Origin of the sequence: Corynebacterium neomassiliense (assembly GCF_900626215.1) — a bacterium.
In the GTDB taxonomy this organism is placed as follows: Bacteria; Actinomycetota; Actinomycetes; order Mycobacteriales; family Mycobacteriaceae; genus Corynebacterium; species Corynebacterium neomassiliense.
In genome coordinates this window covers 1,612,514-1,626,416 of sequence record NZ_LR131106.1, presented here as the reverse complement: position 1 = coordinate 1,626,416, position 13,903 = coordinate 1,612,514, and the positions used below count along the sequence as shown (strand labels likewise).

Annotated in this window: 14 protein-coding genes, 4 tRNA genes and 1 pseudogene; 14 read left to right on the top strand and 5 right to left on the bottom strand. The window is 68.6% G+C overall.

What is annotated here, in order from left to right; all coding sequences use genetic code 11:
• The first annotated feature begins 58 nt into the window (after positions 1 to 58).
• From E0E18_RS07145 to E0E18_RS07130, 4 genes are all read left to right on the top strand, one after another.
• A tRNA-Ser gene (locus tag E0E18_RS07145) sits at positions 59 to 150 on the top strand.
• A gap of 176 nt (positions 151 to 326) precedes the next feature.
• A tRNA-Arg gene (locus E0E18_RS07140) sits at positions 327 to 399 on the top strand.
• A gap of 75 nt (positions 400 to 474) precedes the next feature.
• Complete coding sequence (locus E0E18_RS07135) at positions 475 to 1,293, top strand: SDR family oxidoreductase (protein WP_130839927.1); 819 nt, start codon at positions 475 to 477, stop codon at positions 1,291 to 1,293.
• Between the two features lie 168 nt (positions 1,294 to 1,461).
• A tRNA-Arg gene (locus E0E18_RS07130) sits at positions 1,462 to 1,534 on the top strand.
• A 159-nt stretch (positions 1,535 to 1,693) separates the two neighbouring features.
• Here the strand turns inward: E0E18_RS07130 and E0E18_RS07125 are convergent.
• Positions 1,694 to 2,563, bottom strand: a complete 870-nt coding sequence (locus E0E18_RS07125; RefSeq protein ID WP_110480936.1) for an alpha/beta fold hydrolase — start codon at positions 2,561 to 2,563, stop codon at positions 1,694 to 1,696.
• Between the two features lie 55 nt (positions 2,564 to 2,618).
• On the opposite strand from E0E18_RS07125, the gene E0E18_RS07120 reads away from it, so the two are divergent.
• The gene (locus tag E0E18_RS07120) at positions 2,619 to 4,088 is read left to right on the top strand and encodes a condensation domain-containing protein (protein ID WP_227871151.1); all 1,470 of its coding nucleotides are present in this window, start codon (positions 2,619 to 2,621) and stop codon (positions 4,086 to 4,088) included.
• A 26-nt stretch (positions 4,089 to 4,114) separates the two neighbouring features.
• On the opposite strand, the gene E0E18_RS07115 is transcribed toward E0E18_RS07120, so the two are convergent.
• Both E0E18_RS07115 and E0E18_RS07110 read right to left on the bottom strand, forming a co-directional pair.
• The gene (locus tag E0E18_RS07115; RefSeq protein ID WP_066588266.1) at positions 4,115 to 4,780 is read right to left on the bottom strand and encodes a response regulator; all 666 of its coding nucleotides are present in this window, start codon (positions 4,778 to 4,780) and stop codon (positions 4,115 to 4,117) included.
• 57 nt (positions 4,781 to 4,837) lie between these two features.
• A complete protein-coding gene (locus E0E18_RS07110; protein WP_237559677.1) occupies positions 4,838 to 5,980 on the bottom strand; it encodes a sensor histidine kinase in 1,143 nt (380 codons plus the stop codon).
• Positions 5,981 to 6,189: 209 nt separating this feature from the next.
• Between E0E18_RS07110 and E0E18_RS07105 the strand changes: the two genes are divergently transcribed.
• The 4 genes from E0E18_RS07105 to E0E18_RS07090 all read left to right on the top strand — a co-directional run bounded on the left by E0E18_RS07105 (position 6,190) and on the right by E0E18_RS07090 (position 9,899).
• Positions 6,190 to 6,798: a hypothetical protein gene (locus E0E18_RS07105; protein WP_130839923.1), complete on the top strand. Its 609-nt coding sequence runs from the start codon at positions 6,190 to 6,192 to the stop codon at positions 6,796 to 6,798.
• A gap of 116 nt (positions 6,799 to 6,914) precedes the next feature.
• A complete protein-coding gene (locus tag E0E18_RS07100) occupies positions 6,915 to 7,754 on the top strand; it encodes a hypothetical protein (protein WP_130839921.1) in 840 nt (279 codons plus the stop codon).
• Positions 7,738 to 8,769, top strand: a complete 1,032-nt coding sequence (locus E0E18_RS07095) for a hypothetical protein (RefSeq protein ID WP_237559676.1) — start codon at positions 7,738 to 7,740, stop codon at positions 8,767 to 8,769. Before E0E18_RS07100 ends, E0E18_RS07095 begins: the two co-directional genes overlap by 17 nt.
• Positions 8,770 to 8,810: 41 nt before the next feature.
• Positions 8,811 to 9,899, top strand: coding sequence for a serine hydrolase (locus E0E18_RS07090; RefSeq protein ID WP_237559675.1), 1,089 nt, complete (start codon positions 8,811 to 8,813; stop codon positions 9,897 to 9,899).
• 74 nt (positions 9,900 to 9,973) lie between these two features.
• On the opposite strand, the gene E0E18_RS07085 is transcribed toward E0E18_RS07090, so the two are convergent.
• Positions 9,974 to 11,011 carry a prephenate dehydrogenase gene (locus tag E0E18_RS07085; protein ID WP_130841291.1) on the bottom strand — a complete coding sequence of 346 codons (1,038 nt, stop codon included), beginning with the start codon at positions 11,009 to 11,011 and terminating at the stop codon, positions 9,974 to 9,976.
• Positions 11,012 to 11,136: 125 nt separating this feature from the next.
• Here E0E18_RS07085 and E0E18_RS07080 point away from each other — a divergent pair, with 125 nt between their 5' ends.
• The 4 genes from E0E18_RS07080 to E0E18_RS07065 all read left to right on the top strand — a co-directional run bounded on the left by E0E18_RS07080 (position 11,137) and on the right by E0E18_RS07065 (position 12,589).
• Positions 11,137 to 11,670 carry a tRNA adenosine deaminase-associated protein gene (locus tag E0E18_RS07080; RefSeq protein ID WP_110480941.1) on the top strand — a complete coding sequence of 178 codons (534 nt, stop codon included), beginning with the start codon at positions 11,137 to 11,139 and terminating at the stop codon, positions 11,668 to 11,670.
• A gap of 73 nt (positions 11,671 to 11,743) precedes the next feature.
• Positions 11,744 to 12,181 (top strand): nucleoside deaminase, encoded by a 438-nt coding sequence (locus tag E0E18_RS07075; RefSeq protein WP_130841289.1) that lies wholly within the window; start codon positions 11,744 to 11,746, stop codon positions 12,179 to 12,181.
• A gap of 39 nt (positions 12,182 to 12,220) precedes the next feature.
• A complete protein-coding gene (locus E0E18_RS13990; RefSeq protein WP_110480942.1) occupies positions 12,221 to 12,463 on the top strand; it encodes a hypothetical protein in 243 nt (80 codons plus the stop codon).
• Positions 12,464 to 12,502: 39 nt separating this feature from the next.
• Positions 12,503 to 12,589, top strand: a tRNA-Ser gene (locus E0E18_RS07065).
• 114 nt (positions 12,590 to 12,703) lie between these two features.
• Here the strand turns inward: E0E18_RS07065 and E0E18_RS07060 are convergent.
• Positions 12,704 to 13,381 (bottom strand): annotated as a pseudogene (locus tag E0E18_RS07060) (SDR family oxidoreductase); the annotation flags it as partial.
• On the opposite strand from E0E18_RS07060, the gene E0E18_RS13860 reads away from it, so the two are divergent.
• Entirely contained in the window at positions 13,346 to 13,789 is a 444-nt protein-coding gene (locus tag E0E18_RS13860; RefSeq protein ID WP_161972249.1) for a hypothetical protein, read from the top strand. The pseudogene E0E18_RS07060 and the gene E0E18_RS13860 overlap by 36 nt on opposite strands.
• Positions 13,790 to 13,903 lie beyond the last annotated feature (114 nt).

Here is a 13,903-nt window from a genome sequence, read left to right as displayed (position 1 = left end):
TCGGCCCCGCGGGGGCTGATGTAGGGTGACAAAAGCCGTTGCGTGAGTGCGACGGCGTGGAGACGTGCCAGAGCGGCCGAATGGGACTCACTGCTAATGAGTTGTCCTCTTAACCGAGGACCGGAGGTTCAAATCCTCTCGTCTCCGCCACTTCAGTTTCCCACGGCTTTCGTGAGGATGCGTCAGTGTGCCGTCCGGATCTTGTGGTGAGTTCCGGACACTGTGGCCCCTGTCCCGCTATACGGGGTGTGTGGTGTACCCCGGGGCAGGGTGACGTATTCCGTCTGGTGGTGTGCCGGGGAGACTGAAGTCGCTGGAAACAGCGGGCGCCCGTAGCTCAACGGATAGAGCATCTGACTACGGATCAGAAGGTTGGGGGTTCGAATCCCTCCGGACGCACGCTTTTCTTGTACCCCGTGACCGGACCCGGCGAACAGCCTCCGGACACGGGGTACTTCTGTTAGGTTCGGACCCGTGCCCACCCACGTGACTTTCACCACTCTCATTACGGGGGCGAGCTCCGGGATCGGAGCTGAGATCGCCCGCCAGTCCGCTGCGCTCGGACACGATCTCGCACTGTGTGCCCGCAGGACCGACCGGCTTGACGCCCTCGCCGCGGAGATCACGGCGTCCTTCCCCACGGTCACGGTGCGGACCTACGCCCTCGACGTCACCGATGCCGACGCCGTGCGCAGAGTCTTCAGAACCGCCGACACCGACGCGGGACACCTCGACAGGGTCGTGGTCAATGCGGGCCTGGGAAAGGGGAGGAAAATCGGGTCCGGTTTCCCTGAAGCCAACCGGGAGACCGCCGTCACCAATGTCCTCGGAGCCCTCGCACAGGCGGAGGCGGCCACCGAGATCTTCCGGGAACAGGGGAGAGGACACCTCGTCCTGGTGTCCTCGGTGTCGGCGGTGCGGGGCAACCGCGGTGCGGTGACCACCTACGGAGCGACGAAAGCGTTCGTCGCGAACCTGGGGGAGGGCCTGCAGAGTGAGTTCCTGCGTTCACGGCTGCCGGTCGATGTGACGGTGGTGCTGCCGGGCTTCATCGAGTCGGAGATGACCGCAGGGATCACCGGCGGGGCCTCGGCCGGTGACAGTCCGGCCGGTGACAGTCCGGCCGGGGGACGGCGGCCACCGTTCATGGTCTCCACGCAGACCGGAGTGCGCGCGATCATGACTGCGGTGGAGAAACGCCGACGAAGGGCGTTCGTCCCGGTCCTTCCGTGGAGGGGCGTGGCGCTCCTGCTCCGGGTCGCTCCGCTGTGGCTGGTCAGCAGACTCACCTGACCTGGGACTGACCTGGGACCCGACCTGACCGGCCCGGGCGGGCCCTGACCTTCCCGGCATGGCGCCGGAGAACGCGGGATAACCCGTACTGAGCTGCCTCTTTGTGATGCGCCGGGTCGCTGTGTAAGCTATGTCCTCGTTGCAGGGCGATCCGGCAACAACAGGAAAGCGCCCGTAGCTCAACGGATAGAGCATCTGACTACGGATCAGAAGGTTGGGGGTTCGAATCCCTCCGGGCGCACGCTGTGCAGTTCACGAACTGCAGGGCCGGAGGTCACCAATTCGAAAGAGTTGGTGACCTCCGGTTTTTCGTTGTCCGCACCGAGTTGTCCCCGGGATGTGGACTGTCCGGGCGCGTCCGGTGCAGGCACTGTGAAAGCGCCCGGTAACCCCGGCAGGCTCACGCATGCTCCCGGATGAACTGTCCGATCAGGCCGGGCCACTCCGCGACATCCTCCGGGGTCCGGGCCACTGTCGTCCTCGCCTGCGGCAGCAGCTTCTTCAGTTCCTCCATGACCGCCAGCGGATGGCCTTTGTCCTCCCCCCAGCCGAGCATGAACACCGGAATCCCCGTACGGCCCAGCTCTGCGATCCGTTCGCGCGGTGGCAGGTCATTGCCCGCGGCCCCCCGGTACACCGACGGCAGCAGTGACTGGTCGATGTCGGGCCAGGTGAACGGCACGTCGGCGGCCCTGGTCGGAGGCACCGGTTCCGCCCGGGTGGTCTCGGCGAACGCCGCCAGACCGTGCTCTTCGACGAACTTGGCGTTCGCCTCGTAGATGGCGGCCCGGTCACCGCGCCACTCCCACACGGTAGGAGGGATTCCCAGCACCAGAGAGGCGAAACGCTCACGGGCGGTGGCGGGGTCGGATGCCGCCGCAGTGAGAATCGTCGCCGAGCCCATGGACTGCCCCACCGCATGCACCGCCGGGGTGACGGTCCGGCCGTCCGGCCCTGTCTCGTCGAAGAAATGCACCATTTTGCCGAGGTCACGTGCCAGGGAGGTCCAGTGGTACAGGGCCGGGATCCTCGCTCCGAGAGAATGCCCGTGTCCACGAGCGTCGTAGCGCAGGACGCGCAGGTGGTCCTGCCCCGCGGTGAGGTCCAGGTGAAGGACCACGTCACGGGCGCGGCTGGATGTCAGTCCGTGCAGCTGGACGACCGGGATTCCGTTCGCCGGCCCCCACGCATCGTAGGCGAGTCCGTCGATGTAACCCGCTGTCGCGTCAACTGCGTCGGTCGCCTCGATCGTTCCGCCCGTGCCACCCATGGTTTGTCCCTTCCCGGAAATACCGCCGTAACCCCGTCTGCCTAGATTGCGGGGCATGAGACTCACAACTGTAGCCCGTATGGACATTTCTGCAGGACAGGTTCATGTGTTCGAGACGACGGTCGCCCCCGCACCGGGGGCGCACCCCGACGGTCATGCCGCATCATTCGACCAGAGCATGCACGCAGGTGCCGGTACGCGCCCGGGTTCCTGGCTGGCGGTCTCCTTCTGTATTCCACCGGTGGGGCTGGGCAGAATCGGTGACGCCTGGCGCAGGGTCATCGACCGGCACGGTACGTTGCGCACGGTACTGACCCAGGATCCGGCCTCGCGCAGCGCCCCGCCGGGTTCTCCGACACTGGTACGCACACACGACATCATCGTCACAGGTGGACAGTGGCGCCGGGTCGGTGACGGGTCAGAGGACCCCCGGAAGGTCCTGCGTGAACTCTTTGACGCCACGTGTGAACCCTTCGGGCTTCCCTCGTACCGGATGACCGTGGTGGCACACGACGACGGGACCCGCACCGCGGTGATCGGACTCGACCACTGCCACGGTGACGCCTGGTCCCTGCTGGTGCTCGTCCGCGACATGCTCGCCTTCCTCGGGGTCGGTGAAGAAGCGGGGGTGGGACGGTCCACAGAACTGTCCGCCGACAGTCCGGTGCGGCTCAGGCCGAGCGTCCCTTCTTTTGCTGACCACACCCGGGAACTGGAGCGGAGGCCCACCGCCCCCGACGAGGTGCGTAACCGTTGGGCCCGGATCATGGCGGACGGGGGAGGGCTGATGCCCAGGTTCCCGTTGACCCTCGGTGACGTCTCCGCCCCCCGCGACGAGGTCGTCGAGGTGGTGGACGTGCTGGACGCCGACGGGGTCGCCGCCCTGGAGTCGGTTGCCCATGACGCCGGCGTCCGTCTGCTGCCGCTGGCCGTCAGCGTCCTGGTGCAGGTCAACCATCTCATGGACGCCGGGCCGTTGCGCGCGGTGTTCCCGGTCCATTCCCGTCGGGGCCCGGAGGGTGACCGCAGGAAATGGGCGGACTCGGTGGGCTGGTTCATCACCAACTCGGTCCTCGAATGCGACTCCGCCGACCCGCTCGACTGCGATGCCGCAGTCTCCGACGCCATCGGCCTGGGCTCCCACCCCCTGGAACCCCTGCTGCGACCCTGGGGCGGTATGCCGAAGACACCGGGAATGTTCGCACTGTCGTGGCTGGACAACCGCCGTCTGCCGGTTCAGGTGCCTGCGGAGGCACACCCCCAGCATGTGTCGGCGTGGATCAGGACCGACGGGGTGATGGCCTGGTTCGTGCTCAACTCCGACGGTATGCGCCTGCGGGTGCGCTATCCGCAGACTCCGGAGGCCTGCGAGACTGTGGGCTCCTGGTCACGTCTGGTCGTCGAGAGGCTGCGGGCACTGGTGGAACCGTCGGTCGGTGCGTCCGGCGGGAGGGAGGACGCCACCGGGACAGTTCCCGGGGCCACCACCGAGACAGTTCCCGGGACCGACGGGCTTCTTCTCTGAGCCGGAGACCGTTGACTCCTGCCCCGTCACACCACCCCGTTCTCGTAGGCGAAGACAACCGCCTGCACCCGGTCGCGCAGCGACAGTTTCTGCAGGACGCGCCGGACATGAGTCTTCACGGTCTCCTCGGAGATGAACAGCACCTCGGCGATCTCCTGGTTGGACCGTCCCGTGGCGATCTGTTCGAGGATCTCCCGTTCCCGCGGCGTGAGGGTGGCCAGGGTACGACGTGACCGTGGCGTCCTGTCCCGTCTGACGGGGTCTGCCGCGAGGGCGTCGGCGATGAGCCTCTTCGTCACTGTGGGGGCGAGCAGTGCTTCCCCGGACACGGCGAGGCGTGCGGCGCGTACCAGTTCCCCGGCCGGGGCGTCCTTGAGCATGAATCCGCTGCATCCTGCCCGGAGTGCCTCGAAGACGTAGTCGTCGAGGTCGAAGGTGGTGAGCATGACGATTCTCGGTGCCGGGTCCAGCCCGGAGGCGAGGATGCGGCGGGCGGCTTCCAGGCCGTCCATCACCGGCATGCGGACGTCCATGAACACCACGTCCGGGTGGAGGCGGGTGACCTGTTCCACGGCGGCGGCACCGTCGGCGGCGTCCCCGACGACAGTGATGTCCGGCTGTGCACCGAGAAGTGCCGCGAACCCCTGACGGACCATGGCCTGGTCGTCGACGACAGTGACGGTGATGCCCACGGAACCCAACCTACCGTCAGTGCCCACCGTGTCTCCTGTTCCCACCGTGTCTTCTTATCACCGGGTCTTCCGGGACCGCACATGCACCGGTACCGCCGCGGTGACGGTGAACCCGCCGTCGGTGGCGGGAACCGCGGTGAAGGTACCCCCCACCGCCTGCACCCGCGCCGCCATACCGGCGATCCCCGTCCCCCCGCCGTGTTCGGGCACGGCCGGTGCACCGTCCACACCCGGACCGTTGTCGGTGACGACGGTGGCCGTGTCATCGTCGACGGTGATCCGGACCAGCACCGTGGCACCGGGGGCATGCCGGGACGCGTTCGACAGGCTTTCCTGGACCACCCTCTGCAGGATGATTCCGGTCGTGCCGTCAAGTCGCCCGAGATCTCCGGTGACAGACCAGGTGAGGTCCATCCCCGCCCGTCGGGCGGCGGTGAGCACCGGTTCGATCTGGTCCGCACCGACCGGGGTCGTCGCCCCGGTCGCGGCGTCACTGCGCAGCACACCGAGGAGTTCCCGCACCTGGTTGAGGGCTTCACGGGCGGTGCCGGCGACCGAGTCGAATTCGGCGTGGATCGCCGGGGTCACCCCCTGGAGCCGGTAGGGCGCGGACTGTGCCTGGACGACGATCATCGACATCTGGTGTGCGACGACATCATGGAGGTCCCTGACCAGTCTGTTCCTCTCCTCTGCGGTGACCCGCAGGCGGGACTGCTCGGAGGCACGCGCTGTCTCCGCCCGTACCTGCCGGCGGGAGACGAGAAGCCACCGCAGCAGCACGAAGAAAACCGACCACAGGAGAACTCCGACGACCCACCCGACAACCACGGGGGACGGGTTGGCGAGCATGAGGAGGGTGGACGTGGCCACGGCCGCGAAGACCCGCACTGTGTCGGCCTGCAGAACCACCGCCGCCAGGGTCGCGGCCAACGCCAGATGGAACGTGACCGGCCATCCGAGGGCGAATCCGGGACTGTCGTGCAGGGGTACACAGACCAGGCAGGACGCCGCCACCACCGCCCACGAGGTCGTGGGTCTCCGGTGCATGGTGAGAACCGGCCAGGTACCGGTCGCGCAGAGCACCGGAACCAGGACGGGGGTCAGGGAGTGGGTGAGGTGGAACGTGGGCCAGGCGACGGCGAACAGCACCACGGTGAGCAGGACCGCAGGTGCGGGTACCCCCGCCGGACGTGACGACACCAGCGACTTGAGAGATCTGAGGGGCCTGAGGGGCCTGAGGGGTCGACGTGCGGTGGGGGGCATGGTCTCCAGACACTAGGACGGTCCGGTGACGGACACATCCCCCCTGAGAGGGATTCGTGCGGTGGTCGGGGGACGGGGTAGGGCCGGTGAGAATCCCCTCGGAGGGGGATCCGCCGGCAGGTCCGTCATTCCTACTGTGCCGGACCATGCGAATTCACCGGAACATGGTCCTCGGCCGTCTGCTCGTCCTCCTCGTCTCCGCCCTGGGAGGCAGTGCCGCCGGGGCGGGGTCTGCGGAGACGGCCGTGGCGGACCCGCCCCAGGTGGTGGGGACGCCGGGATATGAGGACGCAGCGCCGTCGGGCAGTGTCGTCGCGGCGGCACAGGATCTGGCTGCGGTTACCGTCGGGGGTGCTCCTGCCGGTGCGGCGGCGTGGATCGCAGCTCTTCCGGAGGGGACGGTCGACGCCCTCGGGTATGTCCCCGTGACCGTCGACGGCATGCCCGCGGACCCGGAGGGGGACTGTTCGTCCCCCGTGCCGCTGCCGGCGTCCTTCACCCCGGCGTGCCTCACCCACGACCTGGGGTACGACCTGCTCCGGCTCGCGGCAGACAGAGGGGAGACCGTACCTGCGGGGGTACGTCCCGCCCTTGACCGCCAGCTCGCCGCGAGGATGGTCTCCTCCTGCGGAGGTGGACCGGTGTCCCGGGCAGGATGCCGGGTGGCGGCCGAGGTCGCGGACGCCGTCGTCACCGCGAACAGCTGGCGTCAGGGGGACGGTGTCCCCGTCGCCGAGAACTTCCCGTGGTCATGACCTGCCGGGGCACTTTCCCAGCCTGTCACCTCCTGATGCGTCCGGCAGTGTCCTAGACTGAGGAACTGCTCAGGAGAATGCCCAGGAGAACAAAAGAACTCAGGAAAGGTGCCGACATGACCCAGGGCTGGGGACATACCCCGCCGGAGGACCCGGACCACGGTATGGATGACGCCACCCGGATGTTCCCGCCGGTCACCCCGGGGTCCGCCCCGTCCGGGCCGGACCGGGAGTTCACCGACAATCCTTTCCGCCAGGCGGGTGCCGGCCAGTCTGGTGCGGGTCAGGCGGGTGCGGGCCAGTGGGATCAGCAGATCCCGTACCAGGATCCCGGTCGGCAGGACGGCGGCCCCGTGACCGGAGGCGCACCGTGGTACGGCGGACCGGTGCCCGTGACAGGTGCGGAAGGGCAGAAGAGCCGGGGACCGTGGATCGTGGTGGCGGTCCTGGTCGTCCTGCTGCTCGCGGCGGTGGGAACGATCCTCGCGATGCGGTGGGACAGTCTCTTCGGCTCCGGCGGGTCCGGGCAGTCAGACGGTACGGCGGTCACCACAGTGGTTGTGCCACCGCCGGGAGAATCAGGCGGCACACAGGACCCGGGCTCCGGTGGCGGGCAGGGCCGGGGAACGGACGACAGTTCCACGGCCGGTGGTTCCGGGGCACGGCCCACCCGGCCCTCCCTGCCCTCCGGGGTCACCGCAGTCAACGCCGCAGCGCTCAGCGGTGCCCCCACCGGCGACTTCAACTCGATCTGGAAGTCGGGGCCGACCACGGACGATTTCGCTCTCGCCGTCCGCGACGCCTACGTCCAGGCCTACCTCGCCGACCGTGACACCGACCAGACCGTCAACGCCTACAGTCCCACTACCCAGCTGACCTACACGATGACCTGCACGGACACGGGCAGTTACGTCCACTGCACCGGGGGAAACAACGCCAATGTCTACATCGCCTGAACATAGCCGGCCGGCGGGCCCGGCGGCCGATCCGGCACCCGCCCGCACCCGGTCCAACAACCCTGCCCGCACCACGGTCCTGTCGGCGTCCCTCGCAGCAGTCACCCTGGCCACCCTGACAGGCTGTGTCATCGGTACCCCGGACAGCGACCGGGGCGGAGAAACAGCCCCGCAGGACGCCGGGCAGGCGACTGTCGTCACAGTCACCGGATCCGCCCCGGCCCCCACCGTCGCAGGGACGCCGGGGGCGGCGTCCTCCACAGTCCCTGCGGACACAGCCCCCGGCCCGGTCGTGGACATCGGGGTCCCGTACTCACTGACCTACCTCGACAACGGTGTCCCCGTCACCGGGGGAGAACTGGAGGGCACACTCGCGGCCCCGGGACCCGTCGCCTGGTCGACCAGCAAGGTCCCGGTCGCGGTCGCCGCCCTTCGGGCCGTCGCCGACGGCACATCCCTGTCGGATGACGCCACCGTCCGCGCGAACGTCACGTCGGCGATCACCGCCTCCGACAATGCGGCGGCCCAGGCACTGTGGGACTCACTGGGTGACCCTGCCGCCGCAGGTGCAGCCACCGAAGCCGTGCTCCGCGACGGCGGTGACACCACCACCCGTGTGCAGACCACGGTCACCCGGCCCGGGTTGACCTCCTTCGGACAGACAGTGTGGACCACGCAGGCGCAGGCGCGCTTCGCTGCCGGACTGCAGTGCCTCGCCGGGGCAGGACCGGTGCTCACTGCCATGGGACAGATCTCGGCGGGACAGGACTACGGTCTCGGGAGAATTCCCGGTGCCGTGTTCAAGGGCGGATGGGGGCCGGACCTGTCCGGCGCCTACCAGGTCAGGCAGTTCGGTCTCGTGCCGGGTGCCGATGGCACCCTCGTCCCCGTCGCCCTAGAAGTGGTGTCCGCCGACGGAAGCTATGCGTCGGGGTCGGCCGCACTGGACACCCTCGTCGACCGGATCAGCGGCGTCCTCGCCGGCGCGCACGGGGTGAGCGGCACCGCCTGCTGACCTTTCGTCGCTTCCCGCACACATGCTCTATGGTCATGGGGGTGGGCAGCAGGAAAGAACATCACCTCCGCGACGGGGAGGAGCCGGACGCCGAATTCCGGGGGACCCCGGATCCTGCAGGCACGGAATCCGCCGGTGCAGACCGGGTCGGCCTGTGGGTCCTCGGTGCCATCCTCCTGCTGATACTCAGTGTCGCGGTCTTCGTCTCCGCTCTGCGCGACTCCCCGGACAACTCCCGGTCAGGGACCCCGCCGCAGGCGGCGCTGCAGAGTGCGGCGGCGCAGGCCGCCCGACCGACCAGCGACGACCAGGCGGAGTCCGTCACCACCAGGATCGTCACCCTGGTCGCTGACGTGGAGAAAAGGTACGACGTCTCCGTCGGGGTCAGTCTCCGCGCCGGAGGCGGGGTGGTCCATGTCGGGGCTGTACAGGATCTCCGGGCATGGTCGACGGTCAAGGTGCCTGTCGCTCTCGCCGCCGTGCAGAAGTCCCTCGAAGACAGTCCGGGCGACAGTGCGGAAGACAGTGACGGTGCCGACCTCGCCGAGGATCTCCGGCTGGCACTGGGTATGTCCGACAATGACGCCGCGCTGCGGCTCTGGCAGACCCTGGGCACCGACGAACAGTCCTCCGCCGCGGTGGACGCCGTCTTCCGGGAGGCCGGTGACCCCACAGACGCCGAAGGTGACCGTGGCCGGGAAGACTACGGCGGATTCGGGGACGTCCACTGGAGTCTCGACAACCAGGTCATCTTCGCCAACCGTCTGGCGTGCCTCGACGGTTCAGCACCTGTGCTCGATCAGATGGGACAGGTCGTGCCCGAGCACCGCCGGGGCCTCGGCCTCCTGCCCGGGGCACGGTTCAAGGGCGGATGGGGTGGCGAACCGGACGGGAACTACCTGTTGCGTGAGTTCGGGCTCGTCGGTGAGCGGGGCAGCCAGGTGCCCCTCGCTGTCGCGGTCCTGTCACGGGACGGCAGTGACGCCACAGCCCGTCAGGCGTCCGGAGCCCTCGCTGAAGCGATGGAACCGCTCATCGCCGAGCTTCCCGGGCTCGGGGGAAAAGCCGAGTGCCAGGTCCCGGACTCAGTTCCGGCGGCATCCACCGCCGCTCCGGTCGACCAGACCTGACCGGCGCTGGGCCGGCACTGAGCTGGTACTGACCGGCGCTGGGCCGGCACTGGGCCGGCCGCAGGTGTCTGGGATCAGACCTCCAGCAGCCCGATCTGGGCCCCGATACTCTCGGCGTAGTGCAGCTGGTCGAGCCAGCCGGGTGTCCCGGGGCGCAGGAGGATGAACGGGCGGTTGGCCTGCCCCGACCCGGACCGGCCCGCACGGGCCTCGTACCGCAGCCGGGCATCGTGACCGGCCTCGACAAGTCCGCTGATGTCATGGTCAGGGTCAGCGAGATCCCTCCGTGCCCCGTTGAGCAGCTCGATCGTCTCGTCGAGTGCGGTGACCAGGGCGTCCCTGTTGTTCTCGCACATTGCCCGGACCAGACCCGGTTCGGTGCCGGCGACCCGGGTGGCGTCCCGGAAGCTCGACGCCGCCAGGGACAACGACAGTGCCCCACCCTGGTCCGCGGTGACTGCCAGGGCCTCGGCGAGGACATGGGTCAGGTGGGAGACACGGGCGACAGCCTTGTCATGTTTGCGGGCGCGGGCGGGAATCACCGCCGCACCGACAGCCACAGCCATGTCGATCACCCGACGCCAGACCCGCAGCCACGGTTCCACGTCGGCGGGGGCGGGACCGCCGGCGCTCTCTCCGGTACTCTCACCTGCGGTGTACCCGGTGGCGTCCTCTCCGGCGGCGCCGTCGGTGGTGACCACCCACACCGCGTCACGGAACAGTCCCTCGGTCGTGGCGTCCCAGCCGGAGTCGGCGGTACCCGCCATCGGGTGACCGCCGACGAACCTCCCGGACAGTCCGTACCGGCCCACCAGTCGCAGGACCTCGCCCTTGACCGAGGTCACGTCGGTGATCCCGCACGAAGGTGCGTGGCGGGCCACCGCGGCGAGCATGTCCGGCAGGGCGGGTACGGGCACCCCCAGGACGACCAGGGCGTCCTCCCTCTCGGCGCGGGACAGGGTTGCCGGCAGGTCCCCCGAGACGTCGTAGCCCTCGTCGGAGGCCGCGGTGACCGTCTCCGGTGACCGGTTCCAGCCGAACGCGGGAATCCCGGCGGCCGTCAGATCACGGAGCAGACTGCCGCCGATGAGCCCCAGTCCGAGCACGCACACCGGCCCCGACCTGCCCGGGCCGTGCGGGGCCGCGGGGGACGGGGACGGTGCGGGGCCGGAGGAGGGGACAGAGCTCGGTGAAGTCACCTACCAAGTGTGGCACAAAGCCGACTACCGTTGCGGGCATGAGTGGTTTCGTTGTCGCAGCGCACCTGACCGACGGTGTCTGGCATCTGCGCGTGGTCCAACGGTCGGTGCCGGAGGGGCTCGCCCCGCTGATCTCGGAACTGCGGGCCATGCGCGCCGAGGGGGTGCTGCTCGGCATGGTCAGTGTCGACGACGACTGGTCTGTGCTGGTCCGCCCCGCGCCGGGTGGTGCCCGCCTCCTGCTGGGGGACTCCACCGTCGCCCTCGAGGACGAGGACGACCCCGAGGTCGACGGGGTGCGCCTGGCGTCCGACATCCTCGACGAACTCGGGGTGGACGCACCTTCCGACGAAGAGATCGAGGACGCCGACGATCCCGACGCGCCCTGGCCCGAAGGTGACTTCGGGATCCTCGCTGACCTCGGTGTCGGGGAACAGTCACTGTCCGTGCTCTTCGACGACCCCGACATCTACGCCTCCCGCCAGCTGCTCACCATCGCAGAAGAGCTCGGCTTCGGTGACGAACTCGCCGACCTCTACGACGGTGAGCTCTCCGAATTCACCGATGACTGACACGGGCACCGGCCGGCAGGTGGTCGGCAGTGGACTTCCTGTGGAACAGTCGGTTCTCCGGGACAGGATGTGGATGGCCAGGGCTCTGGAGGTCGCGGCGTCCACCCCCCGGGGTGACGTGCCGGTGGGGGCGGTGGTCTTCGGCCCGGACGGCAGGGAACTGGCCGCCGCGACCAACCGTCGCGAAGCGGACGCCGACCCCACCGCGCACGCCGAGATCCTGGCACTGCGCGCGGCCGCCGCGGTCCACGGTGACTCGTGGCGACTGACGGGCTGCACCCTCGTGGTCACCCTGGAGCCCTGCGCCATGTGCGCCGGAGCACTGGTGGGGGCGAGGACCGCTGCGGTGGTGTTCGGGGCGTGGGAGCCGCGCACCGGTGCCTGCGGTTCGGTGTTCGACGTGGCCCGTGAGTCTCCGCTGCACCGGGTCGAGGTCCGGGGAGGGGTCCTGGACGACGAGTGTGGCCGACTTCTCCGCACGTTCTTCTCCCCGAGGCGGTCCGACGGGTGAGTTCTGACCCGCGTTCCCGCCGGGTGTGCAGGTGAGGTGTTGTGTATTCTCGGCAGGGCACGCCGGGACCGTTCCGGCACTCCACTGACCTGGAAGGGATACACCATGGGTATCGACGACCTGAAGAAGTTCGCGGACAAGGCCAGGAACGCCGTCTCCGACAACCGGGAGACCATCGAGAGCAAGGCCGGTGAGGCCATCGACAAGGTGGCGAAGGGTGACAAGGGTGACAAGGTCAAGGACGCCCTGCACAGCGGTCTCGACAAGCTGACCGGGAAGTAGATTTCCGTTCCGCCCGTGCGGTGATGTAGCCTTTTCCGCGGTGGCGTGTCCGAGCGGCCGAAGGTACTCGCCTCGAAAGCGAGTGTCGTGTAACAACGACCGGGGGTTCAAATCCCTCCGCCACCGCAGCAGAACCCCCGGCACCGTGTGCCGGGGGTTCCTCCGTTTCCGCGCCCGGCGTGACTCCGGGACAGGACAGGTCCCGCGGGGTCGAAAGGCCTCAGCGGACTCCAGCGGACGTCAGCGGGTGGTGTATCCGCCGTTGGCGAAGATGGTCTGGCCGGTGATCCACCACCCGTCGGTGGCCAGGAAGCGGATGATCGGGGCGATGTCCTCGATCTGGGTCAGCTGGTTACCCATGGCCTGTGACCTGTGGAACTCCACGCGTTCCGGTGTCTCCTGGTCGTAGAAGAAGGGGGTGTACATCGGCCCCGGAGCCACTGCGTTCACGGAGATTCCGCGGTCCGCGAACTCCTTGGCTGCTGCGCGGGTGAAGTGCTCCACAGGGGCTTTGCCGCCGGCGTAGGTGGAGTACCCGTCGGTGAAGGCTGCCAGCAGTGACGTGACGGCGGTGATGATCTTTCCGTCGTCCGCGAGGTGTCTGCCTGCCTCGCGGATGAAGAAGTAGGCGGCCTTGGAGTTGATGTCGAACATCGAGTCGTACTCCTCCTCGGTGGTCTCGATGATCGGTTTGCGCAGGACTTTCCCGACGGTGTTGACCGCGACGTCGATCGTGCCGAGTATCTTCTCAGCCTCGTCGAACAGGGCCTCGACGTTTGCGGCGGAGGTGAGGTCGCCCTGCAGCAGCCCTGCCCGGACGCCCTGTGCCTCCACCGCGGCGAGGGTCTCCTCTGCCTCGGCCCGGCTGGACCCGGAGTTGTAGTGGATCACCACGTTCGCGCCGGCGGCGGCGGACTGGCCAATCCCGGCTTCTACGCGCTGATGTACGGAAAAGTTCAGCCGGGCTATTCTCCGGCGGCACAGTCCGGTCCCTGGGAAGCGCTGAGGTCACTGACCGCAGAAGCTGCGGAGCAGGGGAGGCTGGCAGTCTCCCCGGAGCAGGCGGCCGCCCACATCCTGGCGACGAACATCGGTGTCACACTGCGCCAGATCATCCTCGACACACCTGACCCGGACCTGTCTGCGGCAGTGCGTGAAGGGGTGGTCCGGGCCATCACGGGGGAGGGGAGGGAAGGGGAGGATCTGGCCGCGGCGACGGTGGCGGAGACGGCGGCCGCCCACCCTGAGATTCTCGGGACGGCAGAGACGCGGCTCTTCCTCGAATGGCTGAAAAAGCTGAAGGACGCCGGCCGCCCGGAAGTGTGACCGCCTCAGTTCGGGAACAGTGACGGGGACAGGCACGGGACAGGCACGGGACATGCACGGTACAGGCACGGGCGGAGATACAAGGGGTGTCACGGGGGTGCCCGGCGGGCGCTT

What these genes read in the sequence shown, in the direction of transcription:
- E0E18_RS07125 (WP_110480936.1), bottom strand. Translation starts at nt 2,563, where the DNA reads ATGGGTGGCACGGGCGGAACGATCGAGGCGACCGACGCAGTTGACGCG.
- E0E18_RS07120 (WP_227871151.1), top strand. Translation starts at nt 2,619, where the DNA reads ATGAGACTCACAACTGTAGCCCGTATGGACATTTCTGCAGGACAGGTT.
- E0E18_RS07105 (WP_130839923.1), top strand. Translation starts at nt 6,190, where the DNA reads ATGCGAATTCACCGGAACATGGTCCTCGGCCGTCTGCTCGTCCTCCTC.
- E0E18_RS07100 (WP_130839921.1), top strand. Translation starts at nt 6,915, where the DNA reads ATGACCCAGGGCTGGGGACATACCCCGCCGGAGGACCCGGACCACGGT.
- E0E18_RS07095 (WP_237559676.1), top strand. Translation starts at nt 7,738, where the DNA reads ATGTCTACATCGCCTGAACATAGCCGGCCGGCGGGCCCGGCGGCCGAT.
- E0E18_RS07080 (WP_110480941.1), top strand. Translation starts at nt 11,137, where the DNA reads ATGAGTGGTTTCGTTGTCGCAGCGCACCTGACCGACGGTGTCTGGCAT.
- E0E18_RS07075 (WP_130841289.1), top strand. Translation starts at nt 11,744, where the DNA reads ATGGCCAGGGCTCTGGAGGTCGCGGCGTCCACCCCCCGGGGTGACGTG.